Consider the following 16,470-nt stretch of genomic DNA (forward strand, 5'->3'; position numbering starts at 1 on the left):
GGTCTGCGGGGCTTCGTCGTGTCGCGAGCGCGTCAGGCGGTGAGGGCCGCCGGGGTGCGCTTGCGGGTCGTGAGCACCTGGTCGACGATGCCGTACTCCATCGCCTCGGCGGCGGAGAGGATCTTGTCGCGGTCGATGTCCTTGTTGACCTTCGCGACGTCCTGACCGGTGTGACGCGCCATGGTCTCTTCAAGCCAGGTGCGCATGCGGAGGATCTCCTGCGCCTGGATCTCGATGTCGGACGCCTGTCCGTGTCCGGCCTCGCCCATGGCGGGCTGGTGGATCAGGATGCGGGCGTTCGGCAGGGCGAGACGCTTGCCGGGGGCGCCGGCGGCCAGCAGCACGGATGCCGCGGAGGCGGCCTGACCGAGCACGACCGTCTGGATCTGCGGCGAGACGTACTGCATCGTGTCGTAGATCGCCGTCATGGCCGTGAACGAGCCACCGGGCGAGTTGATGTACATGATGATGTCGCGGTCGGGGTCCTGCGACTCGAGCACGAGCAGCTGCGCCATGACGTCGTCGGCCGACGCATCGTCGACCTGCACGCCGAGGAAGATCACGCGGTCTTCGAACAGCTTGTTGTACGGGTCCTGGCGCTTGTAGCCGTAGGCCGTGCGCTCCTCGAACTGAGGAAGGACGTAGCGGCTCGAGGGCATGTGCGATGCGGCGCCGCCGAAAGTGGGGATGTTCATGATGGTGTCCTTTTCCTCTCGGCTCAGGCCGCGGTTCCGCCGCCGCCGGTGACGTCGGTGGCGTGCTCGCGCATGTGGTCGACGAAGCCGTACTCGAGGGCTTCCTGAGCGGTGAACCAGCGGTCGCGGTCACCGTCGGCGTTGATCTGCTCGACGCTCTTGCCGGTCTGGGCCGCGGTGATCTCGGCGAGACGGCGCTTCATGTCGAGGATGAGCTGCGCCTGCGTCTGGATGTCGCTCGACGTTCCGCCGAAGCCACCGTGGGGCTGGTGCAGCAGCACGCGCGCGTTCGGCGTGATGTAGCGCTTGCCCTTGGTACCGCTGGTCAGCAGCAGCTGGCCCATCGAGGCCGCCATGCCGATGCCGACGGTGACGATGTCGTTCGGCACGAACTGCATCGTGTCGTAGATCGCCATGCCGGCCGTGATCGAGCCGCCGGGCGAGTTGATGTAGAGGTAGATGTCCTTCTGCGGGTCTTCTGCGGCAAGCAGCAGGATCTTGGCGCAGATCTCGTTGGCGTTGTCGTCGCGCACCTCGGAACCGAGCCAGATGATGCGGTCCTTGAGCAGTCTGTCGAAGACGCTCGTTGCCATAAGGGGTTCGGGCATGTGTGCTCCTCTTCCGTGATCTGAAATGAATCTACCGGCGCGTTCCGGAGCGGGATGCCGTGTTCGCCGCGGGCGGATCAGCGCGCCTGGTCGGCGATTTCTCGCGCATATCCCGTGACGGAACGGGTATAGCGCGGCAGGTGCGGGGCGAGAGCTTGAAGGGCGATGGATGCCGCCCGCTCGGGCTTTCCGTTCGACACGAGCGCGAGGGCGTAGAAGGCGGCGGCCGCGTCGTGGAGAGGCCCGCGCGGTTCGCGCTCGTACTCCGCCTCGAGCATCGCGAGCGACTCTTCGGTCTTGCCGAGGTTGCGGATCGTGCTCGCCAGTTGGATCGTCGCCCGCGTGCGTCGCTCGTCGTCGAGCCCGATCTCCAGGGCGCGGCGGTACAGCACCTCCGCCTCGTCTTCGACGCCGGCCGAGTCACGCGCCCCGGCGCGTTCGAACAGCGCCACCGCATCGTCCGCCGGGCGCTCGGTGGCGAGCTCGTCGATCCGCTCGATCACGTGCTCGGGGCTGAGCGTGTCATCGGCCCACACGGCATCCACTCTGCTCTGCCAGTCGTTCATGTGTCGCATCCTCATCATCGTTCTGACCCCATGCTCACGCACTGCGTGTCCACGACACTCGGACGCTTCGAGACGCGGTCCGAGTGTTCTGGACACTCAACGGGGCCGTTCCCCCCGGACGGCGCCCGGGGACGGAAAAGGGGGCGGATGCCACGGCATCCGCCCCCTTCGTCACGACTTACTCGCTGTCAGCGGCCTCGTCGGTCTTCTTCTTGGCCGGGGCGCGCTTCTTGGCGGGAGCCTTAGCGGGAGCCTCCTCAGCGGCGGGCGCCTCGTCAGCGTCGGCCTTCTTCTTCGCGGGGGCGCGCTTCTTGGCGGGAGCCTTCGCGGGAGCCTCCTCAGCGGCGGCCTCCTCGGCGGGAGCCTCGTCCGCAGCGTCGTCACCCTCGACGGGCTCTTCGCCCTCGACGGCGACGAAACCGGTCAGGTCGACGGGCTTGCCGTCGGTGTCGACGACGGTGACCTTGCCGAGCGCGATCGCGAGGGCCTTGTTGCGGGCGACCTCACCGACGAGCGCGGGCAGCTGGTTGCCCTGCTGCAGCGCGTTGACGAAGTCCTGCGGCGCCATGTTGTACTGCGCAGCCGACTGGATCAGGTACTGGGTCAGCTCGTCCTGCGACACCTGGACGTTGGCATCTTCGGCGATCTTGTCGAGCACCATCTGCGTGCGGAACTGCTTCTCGCTCGCTTCGGTGACCTCGGCGCGGTGCTCGTCGTCTTCGAGGCGGTTCTCGCCCTCGAGGTGCTGGTGCACCTCGTCCTCGATGAGCTGCGGCGGAACCGGGATCTCGACGGCCTCGAGGAGCGCCTCGATGAACTTGTCGCGCGCGGCCGAGCCCTGCGTGAAGACGGACTGCTGCGACACGCGCTCGCTGAGCGACTCGCGCAGCTCGGCGATGGTGTCGAACTCCGACGCCATCTGCGCGAAGTCGTCGTCGGCCTCGGGGAGCTCGCGCTCCTTGACGGCGGTGATGGTGACCGAGACCTCGGCCTCTTCACCGGCGTGCTCGCCGCCGACCAGCTTCGAACGGAACGTGGTCTGCTCGTCGGCCGTGAGCGACTCGATGGCCTCATCGATGCCCTCGAGCAGTTCGCCCGAGCCGATCTCGTACGACACGCCCTCGGCGCGGTCGATCTCGTTGCCGTCGATCGTGGCGACCAGGTCGAGCTCGACGAAGTCACCGGTCTTGGCGGGACGGTCGACCGTGATGAGCGTGCCGAAGCGCGCACGCAGGCGGTCGAGCTCGGCGTCGATACCGGCCTCGTCGACCTCGGCGGCGTCGACCGTCACCGTGATCGAGTCGTACGCGGGCAGGTCGAACTCGGGGCGCACGTCGACCTCGACGTCGACGATGAGGTCGCCCGAGAAGTCCTTGAGCTCGGGGAGCTCGACGATCTCGGCGTTCGGACGACCGATGACGCGCAGGTCATTGGCCTCGACGGCCGCGCGGTAGAACCCGTCGAGCCCCTCGTTGACGGCGTGCTCGATGACGGCGCCGCGGCCCATGCGCTGGTCGATGATCGGCGCGGGCACCTTGCCCTTGCGGAAGCCGGGGATCTGCACGTCGCGGGCGATGTGCTCGTAGGCGTGGGCGATGCTCGGCTTGAGCTCGTCGGGCGAAACCGTGATGTGCAGCTTGACCCGGGTGGGGCTGAGCTTCTCGACGGTGCTGTTGACCATGCGGTTCGTTCTCCTCGTGTGGCCCGCGCGCACGCGGGGGCCGATTGGGCCTGTGGTCTGTGGGGCCGTTCGTCGGGGCGACAGGATTTGAACCTGCGGCCTCCCGCTCCCAAAGCGGGCGCTCTACCAAGCTGAGCTACGCCCCGGGGCGGCGCGCGGCACGCGCCGACGAAACGACCGCTGAAAGTCTAGTCGATCCCCCTGGCTGCGCCGATTTTGCCGACCCCCTTGCGTACGAGAGCGGAGGGATGCCGACTCCCCCGCGTTCGCGACGGGCCTCAGGGTGTCGTAGAGTGGGTGTCGTCCGACTCCGCGGTTCGTCAGAAAACCGCGGAATTCCGGGGCTGTAGCTTAGTGGTAAAGCCTCTGTCTTCCAAACAGATGATGCGAGTTCGATTCTCGTCAGCCCCTCCACCTTTCCACCGCGAGATCACGCGGGAACTACCTCACAAGGCGCAGAGCGTGTGTCACATCGTGACACACTCCGTGACACAAGCTATTTCTAGTTTTGAGTCATGGAGGGGTCTAGATGCCTCGCAAGAAGGCTGGTCGCCAACCTCGCTACGGCACCATCGACGTGCTGCCTAGTGGTCGCTGGCGGGGTCGCTACCGCGCTAACGGAGTGCTCACGAACCTCGGCACCTTCGAGACGTGGGAGGACGCAGAAGAGGCGCTGGCGAAGGTGCAAGCGCGCTTCACTTTGGGTCTAGAGAAAGAACCCACGCGCAAAGGTCAGAACGGCCTAGAGATGGTCATCGACCAGTACTTCAAGACGCGAGGGAAGAAGCTCTCCGAGCGCACCCGTACCGAGAACCTGGCATCACTGAACAACCACGTGGTGTCGTACTTCAAGGGCATACCTCTTAACCAGATCGACCGCTGGAAGATCGAGGTCTGGTGGCACACTCCCACCATGGAGAAGCGTCCGGTCGCTCGAAGGAACACCTACTTCGCGTTGCGGTCGATCATGAACTACGCCGTCGCTCGTGGGTACATCGCGGAGAACCCGTGCCAGGTAGAGGACGCCGGGGCTACCGTCGCGAAGGACCGCCCATACATGTCCCCCGCCGACTTCGACCGCATCGTTGCTCAGGCACCGCAGCCAGCACGGATGATCTTCGAGTTCATGCTCGGTAGCCACGCTCGCCTAGGTGAGGTTGTGGCACTGACGGTGGCTGACGTGTCACTAGAGCTAGGCACCGTCGCCCTGGTGCGTCAGATTCGCAAGGACGGCGAAGCACCGGCAGGGAACAAGTACGGCTCGAAGAGAACGGTTACCGTCTTCCCGTCCAGCTTCGCGCCGGTCAGGGTCATGCTGGCTAGTCGAATCGGCACCAAGCCTTCTGATCCACTTTTTCTCCGGGAGGACGGCTCTCCGATCACCCGCACGTACTTGCAGTACCACTGGCGCAAGGCTCGGGAGAAGGCGGGACTCCCCCAGTTTCACGTGCACGACATCCGTCACACGGGTCTGACCATCGCAGAGGGCACCGGGCAGGGCATCAAGAATGTTCAGCTACGCGGTGGTCACTCCACGACAGCCGCAGCGCTGAAGTATCAGCACGCACGTCTAGAAGCAGACTCAGGTATGGCTGACGCCGCAGACGCCGCCCTCCAGCTTGCCCGAGGACAATTGGTGCCGCGAGCGGAGATGCCGAAGAATGAGACCGACTGACGCGCCCTTCGCCGGGCCGCTGCCCCACCCTCAGAGAATCTTCTAGTGGTCCAGCCTGATTCCGCCGAGCAGACATCTTACTGACTGGTTAGGTGGCTCCCTCTCGCCACGGCGAACGGCCCGAAAAGTGCCTAGCGAGTTGGCGGACGACGCGGTGTGGCGGCACTCACTCTGTCAAGCGTCTGACCAGATAGATCGCAACGGACGTGACTGACAGCTGGGCATACGTCAGATTCGGGAACGTCCCCGCCCGTTCTTAGAAGGTGCGCCGGTCTAGAGTCCTGGCGGTCACGATGTCTTCGTTATGCTTCGAACGAGTCGCGCCACCGGGGGGAAAGCACGTGAGCGGTATTCAACGAGTCTCTGAGATATTCAACCTGGGGCTAGAGCAGGGTGCACTGGACTTCGTCGACGTCGACGTCATGGGAGACGTCCCCGTTTACATCGACCCCACGGCGATCCGCACCCAACTCGGAGACTGGGCCGAAGCTTGCGCGCACTCTATCGCCGTCTACTTCGAAACACTCCTGCAAGCGGTCCGCGCGAACGACCTCACGCACATCAGATCCCTCGTTTACCCGCTTAGCGAGCCAAACGAGACACATCTCGGCGTGAGCAGCGGGAAAGCCAAAGGACGTTCGCTAGGTAGCAGGAAGCGCGCCGACGACCTGGTCGACGCTTTGCGCGGCAGCCGCGCCATGACGAGCGGACTGATCGAAGACCTGGAAGATACGGTCCTGTTTGTCGACGGCATAGGCCGCGACATCCTCAGCGATATCGCGACTTGCGTCATTCGCGTACACCTAATCGAGTACACCGTCAGCCAGGCAACCTTCCACGGCATCCCTCTGCAGCGTCAGTTCGCCGGTCCACACTGGGATTCCGAAACGAGGACGTGGCGCGAAGCGGACTTCGACCTACCGCGTGTGCCAGATGGCCCACTTGTACTCGTCCCCAAGGCGATCGTTCGCCTGCATCCGACCTATGACAAGGGACAGTTTTACCGAGGTTTTCTTCGTCCGTTCTTCGAGGGCGCGGAACTAGAGAAGGGCGTCAACTCGGAGTTCGTCACCCTCATCCGCCAGGGTAAGAAAAATCAAGCACTCCGAGTCGACAAGGGCGCGCTGGACGAGCACCTCGGAACATCCAAGACCGCAGTCGCCAGGCACGCCGAGACGTTCCCGGCTGCGATGGAGGCTTACCGTGCCGCTAAATCCACGGAAGCACAGGCACCCCTGTCCTTGGCCATGCTGGCGGAGAGCACCGGAACGCCGCCGCCCAATCTTCGTGAACTCTACGAGGAGATTCGGGCGATACAACCGGGAAAGGCGGGAGCGACGGCCTACCACCGCGCGGTCGCCGCCTACCTCACTGCACTCTTCACGGGAAGCTTGGGCAACCAGCGTTTGGAGGTCACACTTCATGGCTTGAAGCGCATCGATATCACCTATGACAACGTGGCCGCAGATGGTTTGTTCCGATGGCTCGCGTTGCACTGGCCTGCCGCCTACGTCCCTATCGAGTGCAAAAACTACTTCGAGGATGTAGCGAACCCTGAACTCGACCAGATCGCTATGCGCCTCTCTCCGCAGCGCGGACAGGTCGGATTTCTCGTCTGCCGGACTTTGACCAACAAGCAGAGAATGCTCGACCGGTGCCGCTCTGCGGCTCTGGATGGTCACGGCTTCGTCATCGTGCTGGACGACGCTGACCTTCTAGTCCTTCTTAAGGAATTCGAAGCCACGGTGAACGCAGCGGATGATGCCCAGCGACGGTTTGCCTTGATCCGTACACGCTTCGATGACCTGGTCGGCTACTCGATGTGAAGGTTGGGGCAAAACTCACCCTCCTCCGCATCGGGCCTCATCTGAGCAGGCGACGTCGACAGCGCTCTAACCCTGTCGCCGACACTCGTACCGACATCGAGACAAAACCAGGCGAAACGAGACTCGAGCCGACATGTGACCGACTAACGTGTGCCCGGGGGACATCATGGCAATTGGGTACCTGTACGTCACGACCAACGACGTCAACGAGCACGTCTACGCGGGCCAGTCGCGCCGCCTGGACCGACACAGCATCGAAAAGTATCTTGGCAGCGGCGACTTCTTGACGCCCATGATCGCGGCGTTGGGCGTCGAGCATTTCACGAAGCGGGTTCTCGGCTACTACGACGACCCGTCTGAATTGGACTACGCCGAGGTCTTGTTGATTGCAGAGCTACGAGTCGCCGGTACCCGGCTTCTGAACGGCAGTCCGGGCGGCCCGCGTGCGCACGCTCAGTTCTTGCGCTCGATGTTCAAAGCCTTCGGTGTGTCGTTCGTCACGCCCGCCGAGTGGTACGAGGTCATCAAGGCGAACCCTGACGAGGTGAAGGAACTTCTCGCTGACGGCCACGCTCAAGACACTGACGAGTTCTACCGCGATCTGGAGCGGCAGTTCAGAGTCACACAAGACCTGCGTCGCGACTGCCCTTCATGTGGTTCCGAGGCCGGCACCGTCTGTCGGACCAAGACCGGTAATCCGGCTAAAAACCACGCAGGCCGAAATCGACTGTCGCTATAAAAGATGTCGGAGAGCACCCCTTGCACCAGCGCAGGAATCCAGGGCTCGGGTGGCGAAGTCCACCTCCTGAAGCCATCTTGTGACTTCTTCGCGGTCGTAGCGCCCGCGCCGAACCGGTAGCGGTCCGACCTAAGCCTCCTCCCATGCTCGGAGGGTCGACGGTCTGACGCGCAGCAGACGAGCGAGAGCGCGCCGGGTAAGCTTGTTCGAAGTCATGTCACCGACGCTACGAGAAGGGGCAGACGGCCAAGCGACGGAGGCGGGAAATTCACCTGCCCGCGCTCGGAACCTCACCCGCAAGCGGAGGCTCGAATGCGCGATTTGTACGAGCCTAGTCGTCGTCGTCGTCGGCCTAATCGCTCTTATCTCACTCGCCCTACTATTCGCGCTAGGATTCTTATTGCCCCCTGGTCCCGGACTTCCATCAGCGACCAGGGGGTTTCCTCTGCCCTCCTAGGCTCCAATTTCTTGTTTTCCAAGCCCACCCGCGCTTATCTCGGGAGCGGTCGTTTTTCTGCCATACTTGTCTCGTGGTGTTCGCACCGCACGATGGAATGGAAGTCATCGACCGGGGTCCCGACTTCCCCATCCCGCCGAAACGTTGAGTAGAGAAATCCTCCGTGGGTGCCGGGAACCCGTAAGCCGTGCAGGTGTGATGCCGCAGTAGGTCTCCTGCGTTACCAAAAGAGCCGCGACTCATACTCGCGAGGATGTCCGTTAGAGGGGCAACGTTCAAAGAGCCTCCAGATCGACTGTCTCCACGCCACCGGGCAGTCCCACACCGCCATGGTCTGAGGTGCGTGTACCCGTGGGAGTCTCCGGACTCGGGGTGTTGGCTCCCTTCATTGATCGAAGCTCTACATCCCTCTTGTGATAGTCGAATCTTTCCGGCTATCGCAGGGGGGAATTTCACCGCTTATTGAAGATGATTAATAAGGGGACGGATGATGCTACGCATCATCAAGAATAACTTCACGGTCTTAATGGGGAGCTATGCCCTCAGGCTCGAATGGAAGCGAGGAGTCATGAATGCAGACGACATCTTCACTAGGTGGCAGGAGTGCAGCGAGAGCTACGTCAGGTCGCTTGATCGTCTAGACGGTCTCGTCGACATGACCCTAACCATGCTCAGCGACCAGAACTAGATTCTCACGCTGCGCGTCTCACATTTGTCTCGCGGATGACGGTAAGTCGAGACGCGAATGATCGATAGTAAAAGGTGAGTAGGAGAACCGGCGGCGCTCGGTATCCGTCGAAATATCTCTACTACCGGCTCCTACTCACCCAGACGAATCTAGGTGAGGCATGGCAAAACGACTATCTACCGTGGAGAAGCATCCTCAGCTTGCCCGCATTAACCAGGCAATCGACGATGGTGTCAGCTATCGCGACATCAGCAGCCTATTTGGACTAAGCCTCGCAGCGACGGGACGATACGCACTGTCTCGCAAGAGCGAGCTAGCGAAGGTGTTCGCGGATGAGGTGAGCGTGACTGACGTGATCCTTCGTGCGCTCGAAGCCGCCGATCACGCCCGCGATGTCCGTCGTCAGAGCCGTCATGGCTCGTCGCCGCTCGTGCAGTCACGTGCTATCCGCGCAGAACTGGATGCGCTGTCTCGTCTTGGCGATCATCTCGGCATCGATGACACCGCCATCGCCGACCACCTGGCAGAGGGAGCCGATCTTGTGCAGATGGTCGTTGCCCATCTGCGAGACGACGAGACGGCTCGCCAGCTACTCGACCGAATGGAACGCAGCCCGCGTTTCGCAAACGACGCTCGCGCCATCCGAGAGGCGCTAGCCACATCAACCCCGGGAGCGAACTCATGACAGTAAACGTCGGAGACCAAATTCATCTTCTCGCGAGCATGCGGGTTGGACATGAGGTGCGCCACCGCGGCTACACCTTCACAGTCGACGACGAACTCCTCGACGACTCGAAGGATCGCGACGGCAACTCTTGGCTCGACCTCGTGGACGACGACCAGGCGCAGATCGAGCGCTGGTCAAAGGTCATCCTCGCTCGTGGTGCGTGCCCCGAGAGCGTCACGCATTGGAACGGGCCGGGTGACACTGCCGGTCGCGACCGTGCACGAGAGGACGCTCGCCTGATGGCGCTTGCAATTACCGATCCCGTCGAGCGGTTTGAAGCGTTGCAGCGCACGAGAGAGGTATACGGGCGTAAGCCCACATCCACCTCTCTCGGCTACGTGCCGACCTACGACCCGAGCGGACTCCTCTAATGGTCTCCGGAATCGGACAGCGCCTTGCAGCGGCGTTGCGGGAGAGTATCGCGGCGTTCGAAGAGAACGGCGCGCAGCGTCCCACGCCGGATGAGTTGCACATCGCTCTAGGCATCTTGGAACGCCTGCGGGTCTCCCTCGACCCCGGTGACCCCTCCCTCGGCATCGCGCAGCGATCATCGCTGTCGATGACGGTCAACATCCTTGCTCGCTTGATCGACAGTGGAGACGACCAATGATGAGGGACGCTTTGGACAGAGCCGAGCGTTTCGAGCGCGATTCAGAGAGAACGGCCGCACGTCGTCTTCTAGACGATCTGCGGTTGGCAGGTCTGGAAGCTCTGTTGAGAGACGAAGTGACCGCAGACGACTGCCGAGCCATCGATGAGTTGATCGCATTCGCCGAGAGGGTCGCACGATGACCGACATGCCCGCCCTGGCTGGACGTATCCTCGACAGCCTCCGCAAGCTGAGCCACGTACTCGAAGACCCGACCCGAGCCGACATCGACGAGAAACAATCCGCGATGACCGTTCGACGCCTTGTCGCCGAGTGGGCGCTCGAATCTCGCGGCTTCAAACTCCCCTAAGACCGTCGCTCTCGCTCAGTAGGTACCTAAGGCCGGGTCTGAGCGAGAGCGACTCAAACGTCACGAGTGTTGGTTGTGCTCCGCTCGTGACTGCGCCGCCGCCTACGAGAATCCGAACCCGCCTCTGTGCGGGACCGGTGGCGGGGCGCACTGCCCCCTCTCTTGCCGTTTGGAATCTCCTCCTGGGTTGCGGCAAGGGAGGGGGCACTTCTCTGTGTCTCAAAAACGAGGGATGGATGAGAGCAACAAAGAGTCCACGGAGCGCATCGTCTGACACTCTCAAAACTCACTCTCGCTACTCCTAGTAATGCGATACGAGTTATGCGACAGTAGATTCATGGCGAGCTTTGGATACATCCGCACGAGCACAAAAGATCAGAACGCTGCCCTTCAGCGCGAAGCTATGGCGAGGGTCGACGGACTGAAGCGCGTCTACGCAGACGAGGGCCTGTCAGGCACCCTGGCTTCGCGACCGGAGTGGGACAAGCTCGTCGACCGCCTGGAAGATGGTGATGAAGTCGTGGTATGGAAGTTCGACCGCATCGGACGGAACGCTCTTCATGTTCTCGAAGCCGTCAGGACCATCACAGAGCGCGGAGCCACGTTCCGATCCCTGACAGAGCAGATCGATACGAGAGGCCCCATGGGGCAGGCGATGCTCACCATCATGGCGGCGTTCTCTCAACTCGAACGAGACACAATCGTCGAGCGCACACGCGCCGGTCTAGAGGCTGCCAAAGCTCAAGGCAAGGTCGGCGGGCGACCCTCCGTGGTTGATGCAAAGAAGCTGGCGACTATCAGGAAGCTTGTTGCAAGCGGAGAGTACAGCCGTGCAGAAATCGCGAGGATGGTTGGGATCAGTCCCGCGACCCTCTACCGTGTCCTCAGCACCCTCTGATGTCGAAATGTCAGAACGGCGTCTTTTTCATCAAGTCAGCTTCGACTTCTTCCAGCAAGGACAGACGCAGACCGGCGAGATTCTGGCGCGCAGCTTCTACGAGCGCCTTCACAGCAGGTTGCGCATCGAAGTAGTCGTTCACCGTCACTGCGTCTAGCAGCTTGATATCTTCCTCGTCAGGTCGGGTACGCCAAATCTCGACCCGGTACGGTGATTCGCCATCGTTGTCCCGTGAGCCGACGTAGTAACCGAATCTGTCTGTCTCGGCGTAGTACTCGTCGTCGCCACAGTTGTCGTTCGTTCCCCACGTCAGGGCGCCTTCGCGAGTCCGAGCCAGCAGAGACTCTGCGATCTGGATAAGTTCGGCGACGGTGCTCACTTGGCTACCTCCTGCTTTTGGATGCGAGCCATCAACTCGCCTAGTTCGATGGTTGCGGCCATCATCTTCTTTCGCGCAGCCTTCACAATCGAATCGACGGAGTCTGCAGGACTTTCGTACAAGTTGCCCTTGGCGTTGCCTGCGGCGCTCACAGCTTGCCCGAGGAGCTTCACCAGGTTCTCGTCCTTGAGTTCGACGTCCGCCTTGAGATGCCCTATGACGGTGGGGATGCGCTGAACGTATGCTCGCAACGCATCGGAAGTCTGGTCGCGGTTACCAGATCGCACCGCCCTCTCAACTGAGTCCTCGAGGTCGCGCACCTCGGGTAAAAGCACGAGGAGGTCGTTCGTCAGCAACCGTCGTGCGAGTAGTTGTTGCGACGCCTCCGTCGCGACAGCAGTACGCCGAAGCTGATAGCCAGCGAAGGCTAACCCCGCGACGCCGACGACTAGCTGGCTTAGGCCGAACCAGTCGCTCGGCGTCCATACATACACTTCTTCCAGCCCGACCACCCCCGCATCTCCTCTGAGCCTATCGGGCGGAACTCGAAGCCCAGGTGCCTACGTCGCGCAGTTTGCCCAACACCCTCTGGGCCTTGCGGCCTGTCTCCTCACGAGTCGGAGCGTCAGACTCCGACTCGTGTACTCTCCCGGGCATGCCTGAGTACACGGACCTGCACGGCGACGTTGTCGACATGGAGACCGCCCTCGCCCTAGATGCGTTTGTCTTGAAGTGGGTTGACGCAGAGGTCGAATGCGACCGTCGACCGGTCGGCGAGATTTGGGGTTTGAAGAGGCGGACGAGCGGCGGGTTGAGTATCCCGCACGGGGCGGTCCGCCGGCTGCCATCCACGGCCTTCATGCGCAGTGGGTCTGGCGCTCACGAGTACAACACCTTCGACGAAGCCGCACGCGAGCAAATCAAACCGGTTTAGGCGATAGTTGCGGTTGTTGTTGGGCGGTCACCGGAATGGATGGGACGGATGATGGCTGGATTTGCTGAACGCCTCGGACATAGGCATGCAAGAAGTCTCGTGCAATCCGAGGACCTAGATCAAGAGACTCGGATAGAACTTTGGAACGTCATCACGCGCTTGCGCCATCAAATCGACGAAGCAAAATACGAGTCTAATTTCGACGACGACACTGAGGCCAATCTGCTTGCCGACATCTGGACGTCTGAGTTGCATCAGCCGCTTGACGAGATTGGCCAGACTGACTCAACCTGGGGCGCTATCAAGCATCATATCCTGCGAGCAGAGTGGTATGACGTTCTCGACCTGACTGAAGCCATCGCCAAGAGTCTCGAACGACACCAGACATTCTGGACAAGTGGTTTATTTTCTGCACTGACTGACTCTTGCAACAGAAGCTTTGAGCGGTTTCTGGTCGGCTACCGATTCATCGGGTTGGAGGTCACTCCGATCGATTCGACCGTAGAAGCTCAAGCTGTGACCGAGGCGCAGGAGGCCGCTGCGCAGCTAGCGGGGGCACGGCATGCACTGAATCGGGCTGTCGAGCTCTTGGCTGACCGACAGGTTCCTGACTACCCGAACTCGATGAAGGAATCTGTCTCGGCTGTCGAGGCTGTCGTCAGGACGATTACCGGCGCGAGGACGCTCGGTGCGGGGCTCCAAGCGCTGGAAGGGTCAGGGGTAAAACTCCATCCCGCTTTGAAGGAGGCGTGGTCGAAGATGTACGGGTACACGTCCGACGGCTCCGGCATCAGGCACGGCGGACTCGAAGCGGCTGAGGTCGATCAGGCACTCGCGAAGTACTTTCTGGTGACGTGTTCCGCGTTCGTCTCCTACCTTGTCGAGGAAGGCAGGCAGGCCGGTCTGCTTTGACCGCACGGGGCCGAAGGCCGATTCTCGCCTTAGGCGCGGGGTTCGCCGGACTCCGGCGGCCTAGTGCACTCGTGTGCGTCAACTGCGTTGTCCTGGCTACGTGCGGCAGAATTATTACCTTGACGAGAGAATGTTCATGTGGAACGCGCAGAAGGACATCTTCAGGGCCAAGAATCTAGAAATTGTTCAGCGCGTCGCCGTGAAGTACCGGGGTTTCGAACGGGACGCCATCGTTGCGGGACTCGAACAGTCAATCACGCTTACGCGTTGGCTTATCACGATTGCACTTGCCAGACCGTGACAGTTTGTTGTAGGAAACATTTCTTCGCTACCATGTGACTCATGGCAAAAGAAGAAATTAAAACCTATATTTACCGCGACGATCTGACCGGCGAGATTGTTGAAGAAGACGACTTTCAGACGGTCGAGTTTTCCTACGGCGGTGACCACTACACAATTGACCTTGGCGTCAACAGCGCGAAGAAGCTAGATGACTTCCTCGCGCCGTATATCGACAAAGCGAGCAAGGCGTACACCCGCTACTACGGCTCCCCGAAAAGCCCTACGCCGAAGGCTGGCAAGAGTCGTCCGGGCGCTCGTGCGTGGGCTGAAGAGCAGGGTCATGTGCAGAAGGGTGGCCGTGGTCGCCTCTCGAACGATGTGCTGGCAAAGTACGACGAGGCGCACGCCTGATGTACGACGAACGGAAGTGCCCCGTCCCTGGGTGCAACGAGCGCATGCAGGTAGTGGCGTTCGACGGGAAATCCGCATCATCCAAAGGCAAGCCGGTCTACTCGTGCCCGAAACACAGTATTCCCAGCTGACTGCAACCCAATGTCGGACCCCCGGCGTAGTGTCCACGGTGTAGCCCCACTCGATGAGGTAGGCGTCCACTCCAAGAGGTGTGCGCGTACTTCGACAAGCGTCTAGCATCGAGAGTGAGTAGGTCACTACTCACTGCCCTCAGACGAGGGTGGGCCGCCCGAGGTTGCAGCCCCGGACGGCCCGATTTGGCCCTGTAGGCGGCTCGTGCCGTCTACTGGTCGCCGTTTGCATCCCAGCGAGTCAGCCCCGGTTGTCAACCCGGGGCTTTCTCCTTTTCAGGAGGTGACCTGCTGGATCTTCAGTCTACGTTCGGCCTCCGACATCGCCCCGGCCCGGTCGGCAATATTGGCGTGTCCACACGGCGTGTCGCGAGTGCACCGAGGCTGACTGCGGGGGCCAGCGACGGGCACACCCTCCGCCGGAATTTGTCCGCACGGGTAGTACGCCCGTCGCTGGGTCAATCCCAGACAATCCCTGCGTTGGTTTCCGGTACCAGCGGTCGTGTGAGACGCGCGCGCCAGAAACTTGCGGAAAACTTTCAGGTAGTTACCTTTCGTGCGGCGATTCGACGTGGGTTGGAAAGTGACTCAACGGCGAGCACCCGCTAGCGAAGGCCATTAACGCCCCCACCCGGAACACCCTCTTGGATGATGACGCGGTGTAGACGCTCCGAGGCCACCTTCAGCGACGTGGCCCACCCGATTAACTGGCCTCGGTGCTCAACCCGGTATCGCGGTCCGTCGTCGGTACGCCGCAGCTCGATGCGACCGGCGACCTCACGCTTCGAGTCTAGAAAGATCCAGTGAGCCGGTGGAGACTCACGTGCGAGCATGATGGGGTGCCATCGCGGTCCGTCATCATGCATGGTCAAAGTATCGAACGCATGTTCGAACGGCGCAACACTGGCAGGCCCGCGACACGCCGCAGACCGAAAAGTCGCGTGGTTCGACGTTCGTGACACACCGTCGTGACACAAAACATCCTCTAAACGGCGCGATAGGGGGTTAAGGTGTACGTAACACTATGCCCGTGAAACCCTGATGAGGGGGCTAAACCAGCAGTACTATCTTCTGTCTTCCAAACAGATGATGCGAGTTCGATTCTCGTCAGCCCCTCCAATTCCTGTCCGAGCCGTTGCTAGCGCATCGCGCATCGATTCGCGACTTTCTCGCTGACGCCTTGGTGTTTGCTACGTTTTCTGCCGTGCGCGGGGGCGCACACGCTGGCGGAGGGCGGGGCGGACGATGCGCGGAACGACGGTCACACGGCGAGCTCTCGCGTTGTCGCTCGCAGCGATCATGGGGGCCGGTCTCGCTGGCTGCGCCGGCAGTCCCGATTCCGGTGGCGACTTCAGCGCGCAGCGTGAGACGGTGACCGCGTTCATGACCGCTCTCGAACGCGGTGACGCGCAGCAGGCGTCCACGTACCTCTCCGACACCACGTCGTTCGCACGAGAGGCGATGACCGACGAGTTCTACGCGAAGGCAGTCGAACACCCCGCCGACGCGCGCATCTCCGTCGCCACGGATATCGACGACAAGGTCGCCGTCCAGGTCGACTTCCGCCTCGGTGACGACGACCGTGAGCTGAATCTGATGCTCGACCAGGCGGATCCGCCGCGAATCGAGCAGTGGTCGGGCATGCCGACCATTCTCCGCTCCGGCGGCGGAGACGGCCGGCTGGTGATCTCGGGCGCGCTCACCCTCGACCTGGGGGCCGAGTCGACCTACGCCTCGCTGCTCCCGGCGCGATACAGCGTCGCGTTCTCGGGTTCCGCGACGGCAGACGACGTCGACGCCTTCGACCTGGATTTCCCCGTGAGCCCTGAGGCTACCGACGCCCGACTGCCCGACGGCGTGAGCTTCGCCGGCGGAGCGCTCGAATTCGGACGCTGACGCCGG

The 16,470-nt window shown here is 62.0% G+C and carries 18 protein-coding genes and 3 tRNA genes; 14 read left to right on the plus strand and 7 right to left on the minus strand.

Annotation, left to right across the window (positions count from 1 at the left end):
• Nucleotides 1-32 precede the first annotated feature (32 nt).
• The 5 genes from BLS25_RS08260 to BLS25_RS08280 form a co-directional block, all read right to left on the minus strand.
• Nucleotides 33-695: an ATP-dependent Clp protease proteolytic subunit gene (locus tag BLS25_RS08260; RefSeq protein ID WP_056231073.1), complete on the minus strand. Its 663-nt coding sequence runs from the start codon at nucleotides 693-695 to the stop codon at nucleotides 33-35.
• A gap of 23 nt (nucleotides 696-718) precedes the next feature.
• Entirely contained in the window at nucleotides 719-1,303 is a 585-nt protein-coding gene (locus BLS25_RS08265) for an ATP-dependent Clp protease proteolytic subunit (protein WP_056231069.1), read from the minus strand.
• A 77-nt stretch (nucleotides 1,304-1,380) separates the two neighbouring features.
• Complete coding sequence (locus BLS25_RS08270) at nucleotides 1,381-1,869, minus strand: tetratricopeptide repeat protein (RefSeq protein WP_074695049.1); 489 nt, start codon at nucleotides 1,867-1,869, stop codon at nucleotides 1,381-1,383.
• 178 nt (nucleotides 1,870-2,047) lie between these two features.
• The gene (gene tig / locus BLS25_RS08275) at nucleotides 2,048-3,550 is read right to left on the minus strand and encodes a trigger factor (protein WP_074695050.1); all 1,503 of its coding nucleotides are present in this window, start codon (nucleotides 3,548-3,550) and stop codon (nucleotides 2,048-2,050) included.
• Nucleotides 3,551-3,622: 72 nt separating this feature from the next.
• Nucleotides 3,623-3,696 (minus strand) — tRNA-Pro (locus BLS25_RS08280).
• 194 nt (nucleotides 3,697-3,890) lie between these two features.
• Here BLS25_RS08280 and BLS25_RS08285 point away from each other — a divergent pair.
• The 9 genes from BLS25_RS08285 to BLS25_RS08320 all read left to right on the plus strand — a co-directional run bounded on the left by BLS25_RS08285 (nucleotide 3,891) and on the right by BLS25_RS08320 (nucleotide 11,519).
• Nucleotides 3,891-3,964: transfer RNA gene (locus tag BLS25_RS08285), tRNA-Gly, on the plus strand.
• 115 nt (nucleotides 3,965-4,079) lie between these two features.
• The gene (locus BLS25_RS08290; RefSeq protein ID WP_081349746.1) at nucleotides 4,080-5,225 is read left to right on the plus strand and encodes a site-specific integrase; all 1,146 of its coding nucleotides are present in this window, start codon (nucleotides 4,080-4,082) and stop codon (nucleotides 5,223-5,225) included.
• A gap of 341 nt (nucleotides 5,226-5,566) precedes the next feature.
• Nucleotides 5,567-7,051: a hypothetical protein gene (locus tag BLS25_RS08295; protein ID WP_081349747.1), complete on the plus strand. Its 1,485-nt coding sequence runs from the start codon at nucleotides 5,567-5,569 to the stop codon at nucleotides 7,049-7,051.
• 166 nt (nucleotides 7,052-7,217) lie between these two features.
• Entirely contained in the window at nucleotides 7,218-7,790 is a 573-nt protein-coding gene (locus tag BLS25_RS08300; protein ID WP_143017871.1) for a zinc finger domain-containing protein, read from the plus strand.
• 1,305 nt (nucleotides 7,791-9,095) lie between these two features.
• Nucleotides 9,096-9,620 (plus strand): hypothetical protein, encoded by a 525-nt coding sequence (locus BLS25_RS16630; protein ID WP_143017872.1) that lies wholly within the window; start codon nucleotides 9,096-9,098, stop codon nucleotides 9,618-9,620.
• 38 nt (nucleotides 9,621-9,658) lie between these two features.
• Complete coding sequence (locus tag BLS25_RS08310; protein WP_143017873.1) at nucleotides 9,659-10,033, plus strand: hypothetical protein; 375 nt, start codon at nucleotides 9,659-9,661, stop codon at nucleotides 10,031-10,033.
• Complete coding sequence (locus BLS25_RS08315) at nucleotides 10,033-10,272, plus strand: hypothetical protein (protein WP_074695055.1); 240 nt, start codon at nucleotides 10,033-10,035, stop codon at nucleotides 10,270-10,272. Before BLS25_RS08310 ends, BLS25_RS08315 begins: the two co-directional genes overlap by 1 nt.
• A 178-nt stretch (nucleotides 10,273-10,450) precedes the next feature.
• Nucleotides 10,451-10,621, plus strand: a complete 171-nt coding sequence (locus BLS25_RS16880; RefSeq protein WP_176786338.1) for a hypothetical protein — start codon at nucleotides 10,451-10,453, stop codon at nucleotides 10,619-10,621.
• A gap of 337 nt (nucleotides 10,622-10,958) precedes the next feature.
• Nucleotides 10,959-11,519, plus strand: a complete 561-nt coding sequence (locus BLS25_RS08320) for a recombinase family protein (RefSeq protein ID WP_074695056.1) — start codon at nucleotides 10,959-10,961, stop codon at nucleotides 11,517-11,519.
• 10 nt (nucleotides 11,520-11,529) lie between these two features.
• On the opposite strand, the gene BLS25_RS08325 is transcribed toward BLS25_RS08320, so the two are convergent.
• Both BLS25_RS08325 and BLS25_RS08330 read right to left on the minus strand, forming a co-directional pair.
• Entirely contained in the window at nucleotides 11,530-11,898 is a 369-nt protein-coding gene (locus BLS25_RS08325) for a hypothetical protein (protein WP_074695057.1), read from the minus strand.
• A complete protein-coding gene (locus tag BLS25_RS08330) occupies nucleotides 11,895-12,410 on the minus strand; it encodes a hypothetical protein (RefSeq protein WP_074695058.1) in 516 nt (171 codons plus the stop codon). Before BLS25_RS08330 ends, BLS25_RS08325 begins: the two co-directional genes overlap by 4 nt.
• 143 nt (nucleotides 12,411-12,553) lie before the next feature.
• Here BLS25_RS08330 and BLS25_RS08335 point away from each other — a divergent pair, with 143 nt between their 5' ends.
• From BLS25_RS08335 to BLS25_RS08360, 5 genes are all read left to right on the plus strand, one after another.
• A complete protein-coding gene (locus tag BLS25_RS08335; RefSeq protein ID WP_074695059.1) occupies nucleotides 12,554-12,832 on the plus strand; it encodes a hypothetical protein in 279 nt (92 codons plus the stop codon).
• Between the two features lie 51 nt (nucleotides 12,833-12,883).
• Nucleotides 12,884-13,744 carry an AbiJ-NTD4 domain-containing protein gene (locus tag BLS25_RS08340; protein WP_074695177.1) on the plus strand — a complete coding sequence of 287 codons (861 nt, stop codon included), beginning with the start codon at nucleotides 12,884-12,886 and terminating at the stop codon, nucleotides 13,742-13,744.
• Nucleotides 13,745-14,086: 342 nt separating this feature from the next.
• Entirely contained in the window at nucleotides 14,087-14,437 is a 351-nt protein-coding gene (locus tag BLS25_RS08345) for a histone-like nucleoid-structuring protein Lsr2 (RefSeq protein WP_074695060.1), read from the plus strand.
• Between the two features lie 1,177 nt (nucleotides 14,438-15,614).
• Nucleotides 15,615-15,687, plus strand: a tRNA-Ser gene (locus BLS25_RS08355).
• Between the two features lie 252 nt (nucleotides 15,688-15,939).
• Nucleotides 15,940-16,464 carry a hypothetical protein gene (locus tag BLS25_RS08360; RefSeq protein ID WP_143017874.1) on the plus strand — a complete coding sequence of 175 codons (525 nt, stop codon included), beginning with the start codon at nucleotides 15,940-15,942 and terminating at the stop codon, nucleotides 16,462-16,464.
• Nucleotides 16,465-16,470: the final 6 nt, after the last annotated feature.

The sequence above is a fragment of the Microbacterium testaceum StLB037 genome (assembly GCF_900104345.1).
Taxonomy (GTDB): Bacteria; Actinomycetota; Actinomycetes; order Actinomycetales; family Microbacteriaceae; genus Microbacterium; species Microbacterium testaceum_A.

Bases quoted from the DNA above. Each gene is read 5' to 3' on its own strand.
- BLS25_RS08260 (WP_056231073.1), bottom strand. From the start codon at position 695: ATGAACATCCCCACTTTCGGCGGCGCCGCATCGCACATGCCCTCGAGC.
- BLS25_RS08265 (WP_056231069.1), bottom strand. From the start codon at position 1,303: ATGCCCGAACCCCTTATGGCAACGAGCGTCTTCGACAGACTGCTCAAG.
- BLS25_RS08270 (WP_074695049.1), bottom strand. From the start codon at position 1,869: ATGAACGACTGGCAGAGCAGAGTGGATGCCGTGTGGGCCGATGACACG.
- tig (WP_074695050.1), bottom strand. From the start codon at position 3,550: ATGGTCAACAGCACCGTCGAGAAGCTCAGCCCCACCCGGGTCAAGCTG.
- BLS25_RS08290 (WP_081349746.1), top strand. From the start codon at position 4,080: ATGCCTCGCAAGAAGGCTGGTCGCCAACCTCGCTACGGCACCATCGAC.
- BLS25_RS08300 (WP_143017871.1), top strand. From the start codon at position 7,218: ATGGCAATTGGGTACCTGTACGTCACGACCAACGACGTCAACGAGCAC.
- BLS25_RS16630 (WP_143017872.1), top strand. From the start codon at position 9,096: ATGGCAAAACGACTATCTACCGTGGAGAAGCATCCTCAGCTTGCCCGC.
- BLS25_RS08310 (WP_143017873.1), top strand. From the start codon at position 9,659: ATGCGGGTTGGACATGAGGTGCGCCACCGCGGCTACACCTTCACAGTC.
- BLS25_RS08315 (WP_074695055.1), top strand. From the start codon at position 10,033: ATGGTCTCCGGAATCGGACAGCGCCTTGCAGCGGCGTTGCGGGAGAGT.
- BLS25_RS16880 (WP_176786338.1), top strand. From the start codon at position 10,451: ATGACCGACATGCCCGCCCTGGCTGGACGTATCCTCGACAGCCTCCGC.
- BLS25_RS08320 (WP_074695056.1), top strand. From the start codon at position 10,959: ATGGCGAGCTTTGGATACATCCGCACGAGCACAAAAGATCAGAACGCT.
- BLS25_RS08335 (WP_074695059.1), top strand. From the start codon at position 12,554: ATGCCTGAGTACACGGACCTGCACGGCGACGTTGTCGACATGGAGACC.
- BLS25_RS08340 (WP_074695177.1), top strand. From the start codon at position 12,884: ATGGCTGGATTTGCTGAACGCCTCGGACATAGGCATGCAAGAAGTCTC.
- BLS25_RS08345 (WP_074695060.1), top strand. From the start codon at position 14,087: ATGGCAAAAGAAGAAATTAAAACCTATATTTACCGCGACGATCTGACC.